This window comes from Paenibacillus sp. CB74 (assembly GCF_055687625.1).
Window position 1 is genome coordinate 1,893,152 of sequence record NZ_CM146009.1, and the last position, 16,492, is coordinate 1,909,643.

Annotated in this window: 13 protein-coding genes; 4 read left to right on the plus strand and 9 right to left on the minus strand. The window is 42.6% G+C overall.

The annotated features are described in order from the left end of the window. Positions 1–22 precede the first annotated feature (22 nt). Positions 23–892: a carbohydrate ABC transporter permease gene (locus tag ACX9NY_RS08515; protein ID WP_215077778.1), complete on the minus strand. Its 870-nt coding sequence runs from the start codon at positions 890–892 to the stop codon at positions 23–25. An 18-nt stretch (positions 893–910) separates the two neighbouring features. Beyond that, complete coding sequence (locus ACX9NY_RS08520; protein ID WP_339255194.1) at positions 911–1,705, minus strand: ABC transporter permease; 795 nt, start codon at positions 1,703–1,705, stop codon at positions 911–913. Positions 1,706–2,193: 488 nt separating this feature from the next. Here ACX9NY_RS08520 and ACX9NY_RS08525 point away from each other — a divergent pair, with 488 nt between their 5' ends. Both ACX9NY_RS08525 and ACX9NY_RS08530 read left to right on the plus strand, forming a co-directional pair. Continuing rightward, on the plus strand, positions 2,194–3,822 hold the full coding sequence (locus ACX9NY_RS08525) for a sensor histidine kinase (protein ID WP_472478107.1): 1,629 nt from the start codon (positions 2,194–2,196) through the stop codon (positions 3,820–3,822). A 1-nt stretch (position 3,823) separates the two neighbouring features. Then, positions 3,824–5,173, plus strand: a complete 1,350-nt coding sequence (locus ACX9NY_RS08530; RefSeq protein ID WP_472478109.1) for a response regulator transcription factor — start codon at positions 3,824–3,826, stop codon at positions 5,171–5,173. Between the two features lie 105 nt (positions 5,174–5,278). Here ACX9NY_RS08530 and ACX9NY_RS08535 read toward each other — a convergent pair whose 3' ends face one another. The 5 genes from ACX9NY_RS08535 to ACX9NY_RS08555 all read right to left on the minus strand — a co-directional run bounded on the left by ACX9NY_RS08535 (position 5,279) and on the right by ACX9NY_RS08555 (position 11,549). Further along, positions 5,279–5,728 carry a GNAT family N-acetyltransferase gene (locus ACX9NY_RS08535; RefSeq protein ID WP_472478111.1) on the minus strand — a complete coding sequence of 150 codons (450 nt, stop codon included), beginning with the start codon at positions 5,726–5,728 and terminating at the stop codon, positions 5,279–5,281. 170 nt (positions 5,729–5,898) lie between these two features. Then, on the minus strand, positions 5,899–6,753 hold the full coding sequence (locus tag ACX9NY_RS08540) for an AraC family transcriptional regulator (protein ID WP_472478113.1): 855 nt from the start codon (positions 6,751–6,753) through the stop codon (positions 5,899–5,901). A gap of 312 nt (positions 6,754–7,065) precedes the next feature. Beyond that, positions 7,066–7,947, minus strand: a complete 882-nt coding sequence (locus ACX9NY_RS08545) for a phosphotransferase family protein (protein ID WP_472478115.1) — start codon at positions 7,945–7,947, stop codon at positions 7,066–7,068. Between the two features lie 587 nt (positions 7,948–8,534). Further along, the gene (gene map / locus ACX9NY_RS08550) at positions 8,535–9,275 is read right to left on the minus strand and encodes a type I methionyl aminopeptidase (protein WP_339242788.1); all 741 of its coding nucleotides are present in this window, start codon (positions 9,273–9,275) and stop codon (positions 8,535–8,537) included. A gap of 333 nt (positions 9,276–9,608) precedes the next feature. After that, on the minus strand, positions 9,609–11,549 hold the full coding sequence (locus ACX9NY_RS08555; RefSeq protein WP_472478117.1) for a glycoside hydrolase family 127 protein: 1,941 nt from the start codon (positions 11,547–11,549) through the stop codon (positions 9,609–9,611). A gap of 128 nt (positions 11,550–11,677) precedes the next feature. On the opposite strand from ACX9NY_RS08555, the gene ACX9NY_RS08560 reads away from it, so the two are divergent. Together ACX9NY_RS08560 and ACX9NY_RS08565 are read left to right on the plus strand one after the other, a co-directional pair. Next, the gene (locus ACX9NY_RS08560) at positions 11,678–12,529 is read left to right on the plus strand and encodes a helix-turn-helix domain-containing protein (protein WP_339242785.1); all 852 of its coding nucleotides are present in this window, start codon (positions 11,678–11,680) and stop codon (positions 12,527–12,529) included. Between the two features lie 150 nt (positions 12,530–12,679). Continuing rightward, on the plus strand, positions 12,680–13,804 hold the full coding sequence (locus tag ACX9NY_RS08565; RefSeq protein WP_339242782.1) for a GerAB/ArcD/ProY family transporter: 1,125 nt from the start codon (positions 12,680–12,682) through the stop codon (positions 13,802–13,804). Between the two features lie 83 nt (positions 13,805–13,887). Here ACX9NY_RS08565 and ACX9NY_RS08570 read toward each other — a convergent pair whose 3' ends face one another. Further along, entirely contained in the window at positions 13,888–15,156 is a 1,269-nt protein-coding gene (locus tag ACX9NY_RS08570; RefSeq protein WP_472478120.1) for a cytosine deaminase, read from the minus strand. Further along, positions 15,125–16,402 (minus strand): cytosine permease, encoded by a 1,278-nt coding sequence (codB, locus tag ACX9NY_RS08575; protein ID WP_339242779.1) that lies wholly within the window; start codon positions 16,400–16,402, stop codon positions 15,125–15,127. The genes ACX9NY_RS08570 and codB overlap by 32 nt, the downstream gene beginning before the upstream one ends. Between the last annotated feature and the right edge of the window lie 90 nt (positions 16,403–16,492).

Genomic DNA, 16,492 nt, shown 5'->3' on the forward strand with positions numbered 1-16,492 from the left:
ATTCATGTCCCCTTTACTCTAACTATTCTTTGACGGCTCCCAGTACGATTCCCTTCACGAAATAACGCTGCAAAAATGGATAAACCAAAATGATCGGTAGCGTGCTGACAAAAATTTGAGCTGCCTTGATACTTTGCTCCGACATGGCTGCCACCTCGGACTGGCTCATCGCCATGTTCTGCATGTTGCTCTGCACAACAACGGTTTGCAGGAACGAAGCCAACGGATACTTGCTGGCATCCGACATATACAAAATTCCGTCAAACCAGGAGTTCCAGTGCCCCACCATAATGAACAGGGATACGGTCGCTATGCCAGGCAGAGATAATGGTAAATATATTTTGCTGAGGATGACGAAGAAGGACGCTCCATCAATGAAAGCTGCTTCTTCCAAGGCTTTTGGAATCGTTTTGAAAAAATTGACGAGAAGAATCAGGTTATAAGCACCGAAAGCACCCGGCAGTACAAGAGCCCATATCGTGTCTTTTAATCCAAGGGCTGTGATTAATATGTAAGAAGGTATCAAGCCCCCCGAGAAGAGCATGGTGAAGATAAAAAACCACATGAGCACGTTGCGTCCCCGGAATTCTTTGGACAGGGCATATCCGGCACAGATTAGGATAAACATGCTGATGGTTGTACCCAACACGGTTCGAGTAATGGATGTCAGCATCGCACCGTTAAAATTGGAATTGTTGAACGTTTTGACATAGGCGTCCACGTTGAATCCGACCGGCCAAAATGACACCATATTCCCACTAATGGCCGCTTTGCTGCTGAGCGATTGTGCCAATAGATGAAGCAGTGGCAGAAAACACGCCAGACCAGCCAGTATCATAAACGCGTAATTAAAATATGAGAATACTCTATAGCCTGTCGTCTTATGGTACATGATCCCTCTCCCTCCTTGTTAGAATATTTTGTAATTGGCATATTTATAGGCCAGCCTGTAGGAGACAACGATCAAAATCAAGCTGATTCCCGATTTGAACAGTCCAACAGCGGTCCCGAACCCGTATTGCCCGTTTAACAAGGATGAACGGTAGACATAGGTGTCAATGATATCTCCTGTACTGTAGACAAGCGGGTTGTACAGATTGAATACTTGATCAAAGCCTGCGTCCAGAATATTGCCTAGACTTAGGGTAGAAATGACGATAATCATGGGCAACATGCTAGGCAAAGTGACGTATCGAATTTGCTGCCGGCGTGTGGCCCCGTCGATCTCTGCCGCTTCGTAATACGAAGGATTGATCCCGGCAATGGTAGCCAGATAAACAATCATGCCGAAGCCAAAGCTCTTCCACACGTCGCTGATGACAACCGTGAATCGAAACAGATCAGGATCACCCAAGAAGTAAATGGGATCGGTTCCGAAAATCCGGGTCAAGATGTGATTGATGCCTCCGTCTAATCCGAGAATGTCGATCATTAATCCAGCCACAGTAACCCAAGACAAGAAATGCGGCAGATACACTAGTGTCTGCACACTTTTCTTAATGCCCATATTTCGGATCTCACTCAGCAAAATAGCCATGACGATTGGAACGATAATGCCGACGATAATTTTGGAAACGGCGATAATCAGCGTATTCACGATTGCTTGTGTGGCTTCTTTGTACTGGAAAATTCGTTCAAAATTATCTAACCCGATCCATCGTGAACCTGTGATGCCAAGCCATGGTTTGTAGTCCTGAAATGCCATGAGCAATCCTACCATCGGGCCATAGGAAAAGATGCAGACAAACACAAAAGCGGGAATACACAGTACGTACAAAGGCCAGCTTTTCTTAAGTTCCTTTTTCAATGAAGATGGCTGGGGAATCTTTGTTTTTGTTTTTTTCGGGGATCTGGCGGGCACAGTTTCGTTAATGTTGCATACCTCCTCTATGATGGCTCTTCAAAAGCGATCCTTGAAGATAAGCTTAACAAAAGCGCTTTCATTCCAAAATGCCAAAATTTCAAGATCATCACCCCAACCTGAAGCAATTTAAAACCGCTTTCATGTATTGCCTATGCTGCCCTTCCGCTTTTCGAAGGTTTGGCTTATATTAAGGATAATCCGATCTGGAGTTTGCACTTCTACGTTTGGCGTTATGAAAGGAACCACATATGATCAGAAAAATGTATATGAAACGATTCATTTATTTTTTTGTTTTTTTTCTGTTGTTAACGTTGAGTTTGTTTTTCGTAATGAATCAATTGAGTTCCAAGACACTGGAAGAAAATCTGATCGGCGCTTCCAAAAACCAGCTTGATTATGTGAAAGGAATTCTTGATGGAGTGATGTACGAGGCAAATATGTACGGGGTTCAGTATGCAGCTGACAGTGATGTCCGGTTTTATCAGAGGCATGTGATCGAGCTGAGCAATTACGATTCGCAAATGAAGAAAAACGATATCGTTGATCGCTTGCGGCAAACGCTTCTATCCAGTCGCTCCATCGAGTCCATCGGCATCTATTGGAAGTCTGAAGAAACATTTCTGTCCACGAACAATACGCCAGAGGCACGAATTCCTTTCAAGGATGTTCATCAACGGGGTTGGCAAATCGTCGGCAATAGCTTGTATTACTTTGCCCTCTATCCTTACATCCAAAAATCCGGACAAAATGAACCGACTCAGTACGTTGTTGGGGTAAAGCTGAATACCGATTATTTGAAAAATCTGCTGAAAAAGGCTGTAAACAATGACAGCTCAAACGCTCTATTTCTGTTTAACACTGATCAGTTATGGAGTGAAAAAGAAGTCGATAACGAACTCTTGAAAGCGGTTACTGATATGGTTTCTCCACAGCCGGAGGTCACTTTAAAATATGATTATCACACCAATTCGGACGATTACTATGTTCTTTCCCGATATATTGAATCCATCGATGCCTATCTGATTACATATACACAGACGAATGATTTCCTGCAGCCGCTTGACCGCAATCGCAAGGTTTTTTTTGCCAGTATTTTAGCCGTTTTTACGCTTGGGCTGGTTGTGATCTTTACGTTTTACCGGAACTATTACCGTAATATTCGTTTGTTGGAGCGAAAGTTTTCACAGGTTGAACAAGGCAATCACAACACGCGTATTACCGAAAATACGGATAGAGAATTCTACAGCCTGTTTAAAAGTTTTAATCATATGGTTACCGAGATCCAGGATCTGTTCGTATCCTTGAAGACCGAAACGGAGCTCAGGCGAAGTGCGGAACTTCAACAACTCCAGGCTCAGATCAACCCTCATTTTTTGTACAATAGTTTGTTTTTCATCATGTCGGTGGCCCAGTTTTCACCTGATTCGGTCATGCGCATGAGCAAACATCTAGCTGAATATTATCGTTATTTAACCAAATTGGATCAGCATGAGGTCACGCTGGAAAGCGAGCTTCAGTTTGCAGAACATTTCCTGATTATTATGGCGCTTAGCAAAAAAATGGAGTACAGCATTGATCTTCCGCCGGAGCTGGCCTCCCTTTCTCTCACGCCGCTGATCATCCAGCCCGTAGTTGAAAATGCGATTCAACATGGGATTGAAGGACAACAAGGTGCCCATCGAGTAACTATTGATGTAAAACAGACGGAGGATGCGATAACGATCAAGGTCTCTGATGACGGGAAGGGTCTTTCACTGGACGATATCCGCAACCTGGAGACTCGGCTTGAGAGCGATTCCCCGCCTGAAGGAATCAAAGGTGTAGGGCTCTGGAATGTAAATCGACGTCTGAAAAATACGTACGGCGAATGTAGCGGGTTACATTTTACTACCAATGATTGGGGCGGCTTGTCCGTCCTGCTGCTCATCCGTATTCCCGAGATGAAAGGAGATAGCTGATATGCGTTTATTAATTGTGGATGACGGACATTATGTCGTGGAGTACATGAAGCATTTGCTCGATTGGAACACTTTCGGCATTGACCAGATCGAGACGATGACCAATTCGATTGAAGCAAGGGACATGCTGACTCAAAATCACATCGACATTCTGATTACTGACATCCGAATGCCCGAAGTCTCTGGTATAGATCTGCTTCAACATATCCACCAACATGGCTTGTCAACCAAAGTTATCATCCTCTCCGGTTACTCCGAGTTCGAATATGCGCAACAGGGAATTCGTCTGGGTGCACTCGACTATCTGCTCAAACCTGTCGATAAAGATGACGTGGAGAAAGCCATGTCCAAAGCCATTAACAATATTGCAAAGACAAGGCCCGCCCAATCTATCGTATGGGAAAACTTCGATGGATTGGCGTTTCTGCTCTCGCTGCTGGGTCATAACGGGACATTAAGTAAGGAGTATGAGGCTTATACTACATTTCTAGGGGGACGCCATTTTTGCTGTCTCAAGCTGGAGGGTTTCACACAAGAACAGGTGAGTGTTATAAAATATGCTGTCGGAGACAAATTGGATCGTCTCGTATGGGCTACTGGAACCCGACTGACTGCTTTTATTCCTGAAGAAGCTGCTGGAGAACTGACTATCAAACTGGAGCAATCGTTCGTGTCTCCTCCATTTTTGTTAACTGATCGAAACATGACCCGACAGATATTCTACAGGTTCTTCCTTAATGAAGATGTACACTCAGAAGACTTCATAGCCATATTCAACCATTCTCCATCATGTGGTGATGGGGAGTCAGCCGGACACATTATTAAAAAATATGATCATATCCGTTCCCGAAAGCAAAAAGTAATCTTTCTCATGGAGATCATTCGATATGCGTATCTGACGGATAAGGATCGTGATACCTCCGAGACCGTGGATTGGATATTCAACCAGTTACAGTATCCTGATGAACTATCGTCAACTCTCATGGAACGGGTCAGTCGGATCACAAACAACAAACAGATGTCCATTCAAACCATCATCGACAAAGTACAAACGTATATCGAAGAGCACCTGTCACATGGCCTTAGCCTGGATGAACTGGGGAAAGTTGCACATCTGCATCCGGTCTACTTTTCCAAACTGTTTAAACAGGAGACGGGCGAAAATGTGTCAAACTACATTTCCAGGAAGAGGCTGGAGAAAGCTTCTCAATTGCTTCAAGATTCGGAACTCCGGGTCCACGATATCGCGCAAATGGTCGGTTACAAAAAAAATCAATATTTTATCCAGTTGTTCAAAGTGGAATACGGAGTCACGCCTTATCAATACCGAAGAAATATGATCCATCAATGACTTCGTATGTATAGGTTGTTTTAATGATATGTGTAATGCAGTACGGAAAAAGCCCAACATCCTACTCTTGTGATTACAGAGTGAGTTGGGCCTATTTAGTGCCGTTTAACCTTGAGTTAGGTCGATCATCTTATCGAAGCAATATGAATCTCTGTCATAGCCGTTATGTTCATAAAAAGCATGGGCTTCGATTCGCTTAACTCCGCTACATAATATAATACTTGCTATTCCCCGTTCTTTAGCATAATTTTCAGTCTGCCTTAGTAATTTTGTTCCGATTCCCCTGTGTTGAACATTTCTTTTAACCGCAAGACCTTGAATATGTAGATAACCAATTAGGACGCCAACAGATAATGCTTGAACAATAGTTACAAATCCGACCACTTCATTTTCTATTAATGCGACAAATGTTTTATAATTCCCTTCTCTATTCATCTCTTCCATAGTCTCTCGAAAGTTTGCAATATTAACATTGCTCATTCCAAGCACATCGTTCCATAAAAAAACAACCTCAGCATAATCATCTGATATTATTTCTCGTATTTTAATATCCATATCTAACCCCCTCAAGATAATATAATCAAACAATCTTCCCTTTCCCTCTAATGGCGCTGTCTGTAACGGCAAGTTATAGGGCCATCCTTTGTGGGGATGACCCATACTATACGCTGAATTTATTCCGTTGTCTTCTTCGTTAATGCCTGCATTTCGCAAACATCAGTGCGTTATTTTTTCTTCACCGGTATCCAGATTTCTCCTGAAACATTTCCATGCCGTGCCATTCCATAATACATTTCGAAAGTAGGGCCCTCAACCTGTTCGTATTCAGATGTCGGAAACCACTCAGAATAGATTCGTACCCATAGTTTTTGCATATCACTTTGCGGCTCCGGGAAAACCGCCCACGTTAATGCTGGGACAGCAAGTTTTGTGAATCTCTCTGGAATCTCAAGTCCTTTAGGTGCATGATAACAGATCATGTATTTGAAAGATTCTTTCGTGTGATCATAGAGGGCGGAATGCAACATGGTATCACCAAAACGTCCCAGTAAGTCATTCATATGATCAACGCTGCCATCATCATCACATTTTATACGGAATTGAGGTACTTCAGCAAATGCTGTTTTCTGATCTGCATTGATAATCCCATATACTCCAAACATCTCAAACGAATCTCTTTGCTCAATACGGTAATTCATTTCGACATCCCCTTTGATTGAAATGTGAAAGGACATTCGAGGATAGGCTTTTAGAGAGTTGCCTGTATTGCGTGCAGATGTAGGCATAATACCATGAAGATTCTTAAAGGCTCGTGCAAACGCCTCCGGCGAATCATATCCATATTTCATAGCTACATCAATAACCTTTGATTCTGTTGTCTGCAGTTCGAATGCTGCCAATGTCAACCGTCGACGTCGAATATACTCCGATAATGATACGCCAGTAATAAATGGAAACATTCTCTGGAAATGATAGGTAGAGCAACAGGCTCTCTGTGCTATTTCATCAATTGAAATAATGTCCGCTAGATTTGATTCGATATATTCCATGGCACCATTCATCCTGTCCAACCAATCCATCGTAGTAGTCCCTCCCTTCAAGGTAAGCTTATGGGAAATACATAATGAATACCTTGCAATTTATGCACGAAAAAGTCACTCCGACAAAAGAGCAAATTTTCTAGGGATAAATCTTCAAATTATTTATTTGCCTCAATTGTAAATTTCCATTGGATATTTTCATTTTCCCAGTCACGATGCTCATCAAATTTTTTTATTCTGAAGCTAGGTGTAATTACGGAATTTATTATATCAATTAGGGTGTTTTGAAACCGCATACAAATATATGGAGTACATATGAGATTAAGCCCCATCATGTATAATCAATTCTACTCAATAACCCACAGAATTCCTTAAAATAAGAATATTCTCCTGAAGGAACATACGATTTTTTTCAATGCCTCTATTTTTACACCAAACAACTGCGCTGAAAGCATCGTACAGATCGTAAAATGGCAGCACTCTTTCCAGATCCAACATAGGTCGAATTGATTCATAGCCTTTAATATACGGGATCTTAGTTCTCGGATTGACTTTCCAAATATATCGATTCACTTTTGTGAAATCTATTTCCGAGGAACCGCTACGAGCGCTCTCGAAATCAATAATACCAGCAACCTCGTTACCATTCACCAATATATTACCTGGTCTAAAATCCATGTGAACAATGCATGGTCCGTCAGGATGCGGTAAAGCAGAGAAAACACCATCAAAGTGATGAATACATCTCTCATACAATTCAGAGTCGAGAATTTCTTTACAGGGCTCTTTCCACTTTTCAAAGTTACTTTTGATATATAATATCCAATTATTTTGGTCAAGTAACTTAAAACCATCAGTTCCATGGTAACCATACCCAGAAGTTTTAACCTCATGGAGCATAGCATGATACATGCCAATCTGATAAGAAAGACGCTCATCCATCTCTCCTGTAAAAGGCATACCTTGAAGTGCTGAAAGGAGCAACGCTCCAACAGCACTTTCATCCCCGTACCAAATGTCCAATACCTTAGGAACAGGTATTACCCCCTTTAATCGTTCGAGGATCTGAAATTCACGGTATAGTTTATCCTTATTAAATGGGATTTTCACAAATACATTTTCTCCACTGACAAGAGTAAGTTTGTATACATCAGAACTATATGACTCTGGAACATCTTCAATATGTAAGACCTTCAACTTTAGCTTTTCTATAACTTTCAAAATGGTATTCATATGTCGCCTCCTGTTTTGGAGAATACATGGCTTAAAAGGCTGATTATTTTTACTCATACTTACTGTTCTTTTCGTTTGAAAAACATCTTGCCAACCATAAGTCCCATAGCAGATGAAATGATCAGATATCCAAAGAACAAGAAAAGTAAATAAACACCATGAAGGTCTGCAGGAATCTGTTTTACACCTTCAAACCAAACCAAACGAAAAGGATAAAAAATGACTACCCAAATGATTAGCAAGAAGAGAAGAAAATTAATTATTTTTAGCACAATTACGATCCTTTCAAGTCTGAGTGGAAAAAGTTGAATGTACATGCTTCATTTTTCATTTCGCATTACCTCACCACTGCCCGCACTATAATAGTAAACATATGTATTGGAATTGCTATGTTAATCTATAAAACTACAAAATTATAACAGGAAAAATTAGGGGCATTTCTTATTTTTCATCAGATCCTAAATATACGTTAAATCCTTCCATAAATTCAACATAAATTAATAAGTTAACGTAGATATTACGATCTGCTATAACGTACAAGAAAACAAAAAAGTCGCTAAATTTAGCGACTTCAAGTTTGCACAAATTTATTGAGTAACAATAATTGGACCATTTTTAGTAAGAATAATCGTATGTTCAATTTGAGCGACATGGCTGTTTTTAGTAGCAAAGGTCCAGCCGTCTCCGGTCTGGAATACTTCTTCTTCTGAAGTTGAGACAAATGGCTCGAATGCAATAACCATGCCTTCTTTTAACAATTCATCATCCGATGGATCATTATAATTATAGATGTGGTCAGGGGCTTCGTGTATCGCACGTCCAACACCATGCCCCGTAAGGTTTTTAATAACCGTTAGTCCATGCTGTCTGGCCGTTTGGAATACCGCTTTTCCGATTCCACTTTTTTTGGAGCCCGGTTTTGCTTTCTTAAGTCCTGCTTCGAATGCCAGTTTAACAACGTCGCATATTTTCGTTAATACTTCTTCACCTTCGCCTACGACAAACGAAATTCCCGTATCTGCGAAATAGCTGTTCTTGGAGCCGGACACATCAATATTCACGATGTCCCCTTCTTGAATAACCCGCTCTCCCGGAATACCATGTGCCACTTCTTCATTAACACTGATACAAGTAAATCCCGGGAAATTATATTCACTTTTTGGAGCAGACACTGCACCAGCTTTCTCAAAAAGTGCTCCAGCTAGATCATCAAGCTCTTTAGTTGTTATGCCTGGAACTGTTTTTTGTACCAATTCATCTCGAATAGCACCAACAATTTTTCCGATTTCTTTCAAACCATTAAAGTCTTCTTCTGTTCTTGCGATCATTTTTTCTACCTCACTATCTTAATCATCAATTAATTAATCATATCCAAAGCAGCATAGCTTCGCAACTTTTTTATCAATATTGGGCTGTAGTTGCTCACTTATCGGTTTTCCTGAACTTGTTGATTATGTCTGTCAGAACTTGAATATCGCCACGGTTAGCAGCATCCAAATGTCATGAGTCATGATTGTCACATAAATTCAGTTTTATCAGAATGACTAGTCGGTGGAGTTCATCAAAACAGAAAAAAAACGAAGGTCAATGCCTTCGTTTTTTCTATTATGCTTATTTGGAAAGTGACTGCGAAAAAAGCCTCCAGTGATCCTACGTCCTCTTTAAAAACGGAGCCATACGCTCATCTCACCAGCCTGGCGATTCCCCCACAAATAATAGGGAATGGCCTTAAAACGTACAGCCTTTCTCTGATTAATATAAGAACGGTACGGTATCCCGTCTAACCATAAATTGCTGTCATCAGGCACTAGACCATCGCCTTCTATGATGACACAACCACCTAGTAGATCTGGATCAGCATACTCCGTTAATTGTGGCTCCGCAGCCAACGCGATTGTAGTGAGCGGGGCTCCATTGTCTGCTTCTTCGATGCAATACACGAGCGGGCCGCGTTGAATGGCTACTTTGCCAGCATCTGCCCGAATGGATGGGTGTGCAGCAATTAATTTTGGCTTAACCGGAAGGAACCACTCTACTATATTGCCATCTGACCAACTTCTCTTTATTTTTGCGTACCCATTCTCAATATGAAAATCTTGCCTTTCTCCATTCACCTTCAACACGGGCTGTTCCTCCTGGAACCAATTCGGTATACGTAGCGCAAGTTCAAATTCGACAGATTCGCTATCCTTGGGAAGCTGAACCGAGAATTCAACATGACCGTTCCAAGGCAGATTAGAACGTTGATGCAATGTGATTGTACTGTCGGCAAGTTGAAAGGAAACTTTGCTTCCAATATACAGATGAGTATAGATCGATCTCTCTTCTTCTGATATATCGTATATATAATCGTCCAATGAACTTAGTAAGCGTGAGACATTTGGAGGACAGCAGGAGCAACCGAACCATTTTTGTCGGACGGGCTTGACGTGATGTTTATCCGGATTTTTCAGACTTGCTTCTGGCCATACCTCAAGTGGATTGACATAGAAGAAATGCTTCCCATCCCTAGACATGCTACCGAGAACATTGTTGTACAGCGCTCGCTCCATAACATCTGCATATTCACTCTTCGCTTCCAATTGAAGCATGCGGCGCGCCCAGAAAATCAAACCAATGGAAGCACAGGTCTCTGCGTATACGGAATCATTCGGAAGATCGTAATCAAACGTAAAAGCTTCCCCGAGATGTGTCGAACCAATGCCGCCGGTAATGTACATTTGTTTGCCTGTTGTGTTCGACCAGAGTCGTTCACAGGCCTCCTTCAGTCCGTCGTCACCTGTTAATCTCGCAAGATCAGCCATCGCTGTGTACATGTAAACTGCCCGAACAGAGTGCCCAACCGCTACTTTTTGCTCACGAACAGGAAGGTGAGATTGATACATTTCCAGATTAGGCGTTCCATGGGACCAGATGTTTGTCCGGTTACCACCTTCCCACTCCTTGATAAAATAATTAGGCTGTTTACCACGTTCATCTATGAAGAACCGACTAAGATTCAGATATCGCTCTTCACCTGTAATGGTATGAAGCTTGACCAATGCTAACTCAATTTCCTGATGCCCGCAGTAAGCTCTTATCTGTCCGGGCTTGGGTCCGAACATACGATCAATCAGATCAGCGAATCGGCAAGAGATGTCCAGTAATCTACGCTTGCCTGTCGCCTGATAATACGCTACTGCGGCTTCAATTAGATGACCTGCACAATACAGCTCATGCGCTTCATAAAGATTGGTCCATTGTCTCCCAGGTTCCTGGATTGTGAAATAGGTATTCAGATAACCATTGTCATGTTGAGCTTGAGCGATCAATTCAATCGAATCATCGGCGATCTGCTCCAACCTCGGATCGGGATGGTGACGGAGCGAATAAGCAACGGCCTCCAACCATTTGTAGAGATCACTATCCTGAAATACCCAACCACCAAAATCGCCTTGCTCCAAGCTAGCAGCAATACGGAAATTTCGAATGGCATGACTAGGTTCAGCGTCCTCCACCCTGTCGTTCAGAGCTTCCCATTGATAGGGAATGACTGTTTCTCGTACAAGATCAGAATATGTATTCCAAAATTGGTCTTGAATTTCAATTTGCTTTTGTCCCATTACACACACCTCAAATTTATAAAATTTGACTCTTTACAACGTCGAGTATATGCTTTTTCGTAAAGCCATAATAGTAATGGAATGAGCTTTTTTCTATACAAAATGACACTGAAAATGAGGTTAATTCATTGGACAAAGAATTCATTGTTGCGTTACAAACCCCACCCCTTCCATATTACTGGGAATCTGGTCGTTCAACGTTTCGTGTAGGAGACCGTCATCCGAATCGAAGAAATTTCGGCCTGTTTGATGTGCTGCTCGTGGTCAATGGAGAACTACATATCGGTGAGAACGGGACGGAATGGACACTTGCTACAGGTGATGCACTAGTATTACTGCCGGAAGGTGAGCATTACTCGTTCAGGCCCTGCGAACAGGAAGCAACGTTTTACTGGGTTCATTTTGAGCATGTGGACTGGCATCAAGGTCCCTTAATAGAAGAGTCGGAAGCAGCAATTCCGCTATCGCCATTTGATAAGCCTAAGTCCATACGAATACCTAAGAAAACCACATTGCTAAACCCCCAGCTCGCATTTGATATGATGCACCAGCTTGTACTATTGCCCGTGGGAGAATCCTTCTGGGAGAAGCAACAGCTGCTATTCCGTTTTTTGGCTATACTCGAAAATGGCACCTCAGATATGGCCAAGACACCTGCTTCACGCCTTGCTGAGAGCGTAGCCTTATTTCTGCAACAGAACTACCAAGAGGAAATCACCAATGAAACTCTCTCGTCAGCATTGCACTTCCACCCTAGCTACATCGTTCGTTGCATGAAAATGAAGTACGGTGTGACACCTGTTCAATATTTACATCAATTCAGGATAGAGCGTGCCAAACAGCTTCTGGTTTCGACGGAATGGTCGATAGATCGTATTGCGACTGAAATAGGATTTCAATATTCTCCCTACTTTTCTACCTGTTTCAAGCGAAATGTTGGAATATCTCCCCTTCTGTTTCGCAAGAAATATCTTAACTAGTGAGACAAATTCATGAACTTATTAGGATACTGTGTGTAATTACGAACAGACCGAAAACAACCTGCACTTTTTTTCTATTTATTTTAAATAACATAAAATAACTTCATTGGGTAACACTACAAACAAATTTCCCAGTTTGGAGTGAAGCCTGTGAGGACATCCGCAACAACAATCAGTACCTCTGAAGTAATAATTGTAGTTATTAACTCCATCCTTGGTGCAGGAATACTAACGCTTCCTCGTACGATTGGCAAGGCGGTAAAAACACCAGATGTATGGATCTCCGTCATTCTGGCTGGTTTGATCGTAACGACAATCAGCCTTCTTCTTGTAACGTTATGTCGCAGATTCCCCGGTAAAACGGTGTTCGAGTTTATTCCTGAAATCACGGGAAAATGGATTTCTTATCTGTTAGGAATTCTAATTATCGTATATTTTATTGTTCTATGTTCATTCGAAGTCAGAGTCATGGCTGAAATTACAAGTATGTACATCCTTGAGCGTACCCCTAGCTGGGTCACCATTATGGTTAGTTTGTGGATTGGTATTTACATGCTAACGGGTGGTCTTATGGTCATCATTCGTGTCTTTTCAATCGTTCTGCCCGTTACGCTAGCATTGCTCGCACTGGTGTTCCTTTTGAGTACGAAAATGTTTGATATCAATAATCTCAGACCCATGCTAGGTGAGGGGATTATGCCTGTATTGAAGGGACTTAAGCCTTCTTGTCTCTCCTATTCCGGATATGAAGTTTTGCTCATCGTCACAGCTTATATGACAGACGTGAAGGCAAGTAATAAGACGGCTATTTTCAGTATACTTATATGTACAATTATATATATGGTAACAATTGTTACAGTCGTGGGGAATTTATCTCTGTCGGGTGTTGAGACACGGATGTGGCCAACGTTTGATATGGTTCGGAGTTTTGAAATTGAAGGATTTTTATTTGAGCGCTATGAATCGCTTTTCATCGTATTTTGGCTAATGCAAATTTTTGCAACCTATGCCTTCAAGCACTATTTTGCATCCATTGGTATACGAGATTTGTTTCGTCTCAAAAATATTACCGGAATACAATTTGCGATGTTACCCGTGCTCTATTTGATTGCTTATTTACCCAAAAACCTGGAGGAAACGCTAGCTTTGGGCGATTTTCTTGGTAATATGTCCATTTTTTTATTTGGTTTGTTACCACTGCTGCTGCTGATTCTTAGCTTTGTTCGTAAGAAAGGCGGGAAGCAAGCTGCTAGTGGAAACCTTAAGGTAAGTTAAATGTTGGGTTGTATAATGCATGGTGTGATTCGTACAAAAAAGAAAAAAAGCCGCTAAAATAGCGACTTTCAAGGAAAGCGTGATTATTTATTGAAAGTAACTTTCTCTGAACTGCCTTCAAAAATGATTGAAGTGTCCCTCGGTTTCGACTCCGCAATTTTACGACCGCCTCTGAAGGAATACAGTACACCGGCTTGTTTGCGAACAGCCTCATACTCGTTCTCTGCTTCAAGTACGATAAAGTTAGCGGGTTTGCCTTCTTCAATACCGTATACATCTTCAATGTGTAACGTTCTTGCGCTGTTTTTGGTAATGAGATCAAGCGAATTCACGATCTGGTCGTAACCAAGCAACTGCGACGCATGAATCCCCATGTGCAGCACTTGTAACATGTTGCCCGTACCCAGGGGATACCACGGATCGAAGATGTCATCGTGACCAAAACATACATTCAGACCTGCTTCCTGCAACTCTTTAACACGTGTCAGACCTCTTCGCTTCGGATACGTGTCGAAACGTCCCTGCAGGTGAATGTTGACTAGCGGATTGGAGACAAAGTTCAAATCAGCCATCTTAAGCAGGCGGAACAACTTGTACGTATAAGCGTCATTATACGACCCCATTGCTGTTGTGTGACTTGCCGTTGTGCGTGAACCCAATCCACGTTCGTAGGCTTCCTTGGCAACGACTTCTACGAAACGAGATTGCTCGTCATCGATCTCATCGCAATGAATATCAATGAGCCGATCGTATTTTTCAGCCAGATCAAACGCAACTTTCATGGAATCAACGCCGTATTCCCGCGTGAATTCGAAGTGTGGAATACCACCGACCACGTCAACGCCCATTTTCAGTGACTCCTCCAGCAATTCCGCACCGTTTGGATAAGAGTGAATGCCTTCCTGTGGGAAAGCAACAAGCTGAATGTCCATATATGGAGCCATTTCTTCTTTGACTTCAAGCATCGCTTTAACTGCGATCAAGCTTGGATCTGTAACGTCCACATGAGTCCGTACATGCTGGATGCCCTGTGCCAATTGCCACTTTAGCGCCGTTTTGGAACGTGTTTTGACATCCTCAAGCGTCAGGGATACCTTGCGCTCTGACCAGCGTTGGATGCCTTCGAACAGCGTTCCGCTTAGATTCCACTCCGGCTCGCCTGCTGTTAGCGTTGTATCGAGATGAATATGAGGTTCGATAAATGGTGGCAGTAGAAGTGATCCGTTGACATCAAGGATCTCTTCATTGTTGGTCACTTCCAGTGATTGTGTGATTTGTTCGAACTTCCCGTCTTTCACAACAATACTCCATAATCCTTCTTTACCCCGCAATTTTGCGTTCTGTATAATCATTTATTTTCCCCATTTCTTTGGATTCTTTGGCAGGAACAATCAACATCAAGATGATATAAGCTACTGCTGTACCAAGCAGTGCATTCAATGGTGTTACGCCAGGAGCCAGTTGAGCGAATGCCACGCCGATGGCCCAAGCGACGAGCGCTACCCAGTTTACATTTTTGAAAGACATATCCGCAAAAGGCTTATAGTTTCTACGTTTCACAATGAAGTAATCTGCAATAATAATAGCTCCGATGGATGGTATCGCCGCGCCAAGTACGTTCAGGAAACTGACGAAGTTGTTGTACATCCACATGGCGAATACGGTACCGACGATGCCATTAACAACGACGAAGAATTTCTTTGAAATTTTGGTGATGTTGGCAAAACCAAGACCTGAAGCGTACAGTGCATTATCGTTGGTCGTCCAGATATTCAAGCCCAGAACGATGATCGCCGGGATGATCAATCCTTGCAGGAACATGACCTCCGAGATATCAGCCAGGTTATACGCCATTGCGCCAACTGCTCCGAACAGAAACATAAGCGAGTTGCCCAGGAAAAAAGCAATAACGGTTGCGGTAACTGCCTGTTTGGATGTCCGGGAGAACCGGGCAAAATCAGGTGTCAGTGTTCCGCCACTGATGAATGATCCGATACAGATCGTTAATGCTGCCGCAGCAGTAAGTGACTGAGTCGGCGTGTAATCTAGCAACCCTTGCAGACCACCCAGCGAACCTGCACCTTCGAACATGGAATAACCACCGAGAATGGCAATCGCAGGAACTGCGATATAACCGAGAATGACGAGTGACTTCATACCGAAGATGGCCGATGCCGTCATGGCAAGTCCAAATATGATAATCAACAGATACACGTTCCAGTCCATCGCTTTCGCGACTGGAATGGCGAACATGGCTACGCCGACTCCGAACCATCCGACCTGTGTGAAGCCTAGCAGGAACGAAGGCAGATACGACCCTTTTGCACCGAATGCATACTTAGCGAGCAAATGTGTGGACAAGCCTGTTTTGGCAGCGATATGGGCCAGTGCCCCTGTATAGATACCAAGCACCAGATTGCCTGCAAGCACGATGCCAATGAACTCCATGAACGTCAAGCTGACGCCCAATGTGCCTCCTGCCAGCATGCTTGCTGAGAAAAATGTAAAACCGAGCATGACGGATAACGTCTTCCAAAAGTTGTTTCTTTGTCCTTTCGGCACCGCTTGCCATGAAAACTCTTGATCTTGTTTGCTCATCAGAATACCCCCAACATAAAGTGTATCTGATACCAAAAAAAGCAGAAAAAAGAGGCTACTTCATCAGGTTTTACACTGACAAGTAGCCTC

Coding starts and splice junctions, on each gene's coding strand:
- ACX9NY_RS08515 (WP_215077778.1), bottom strand. CDS start 892: ATGTACCATAAGACGACAGGCTATAGAGTATTCTCATATTTTAATTAC.
- ACX9NY_RS08520 (WP_339255194.1), bottom strand. CDS start 1,705: ATGGCATTTCAGGACTACAAACCATGGCTTGGCATCACAGGTTCACGA.
- ACX9NY_RS08525 (WP_472478107.1), top strand. CDS start 2,194: ATGAATCAATTGAGTTCCAAGACACTGGAAGAAAATCTGATCGGCGCT.
- ACX9NY_RS08530 (WP_472478109.1), top strand. CDS start 3,824: ATGCGTTTATTAATTGTGGATGACGGACATTATGTCGTGGAGTACATG.
- ACX9NY_RS08535 (WP_472478111.1), bottom strand. CDS start 5,728: ATGGATATTAAAATACGAGAAATAATATCAGATGATTATGCTGAGGTT.
- ACX9NY_RS08540 (WP_472478113.1), bottom strand. CDS start 6,753: ATGGATTGGTTGGACAGGATGAATGGTGCCATGGAATATATCGAATCA.
- ACX9NY_RS08545 (WP_472478115.1), bottom strand. CDS start 7,947: ATGAATACCATTTTGAAAGTTATAGAAAAGCTAAAGTTGAAGGTCTTA.
- map (WP_339242788.1), bottom strand. CDS start 9,275: ATGATCGCAAGAACAGAAGAAGACTTTAATGGTTTGAAAGAAATCGGA.
- ACX9NY_RS08555 (WP_472478117.1), bottom strand. CDS start 11,549: ATGGGACAAAAGCAAATTGAAATTCAAGACCAATTTTGGAATACATAT.
- ACX9NY_RS08570 (WP_472478120.1), bottom strand. CDS start 15,156: ATGATTATACAGAACGCAAAATTGCGGGGTAAAGAAGGATTATGGAGT.
- codB (WP_339242779.1), bottom strand. CDS start 16,402: ATGAGCAAACAAGATCAAGAGTTTTCATGGCAAGCGGTGCCGAAAGGA.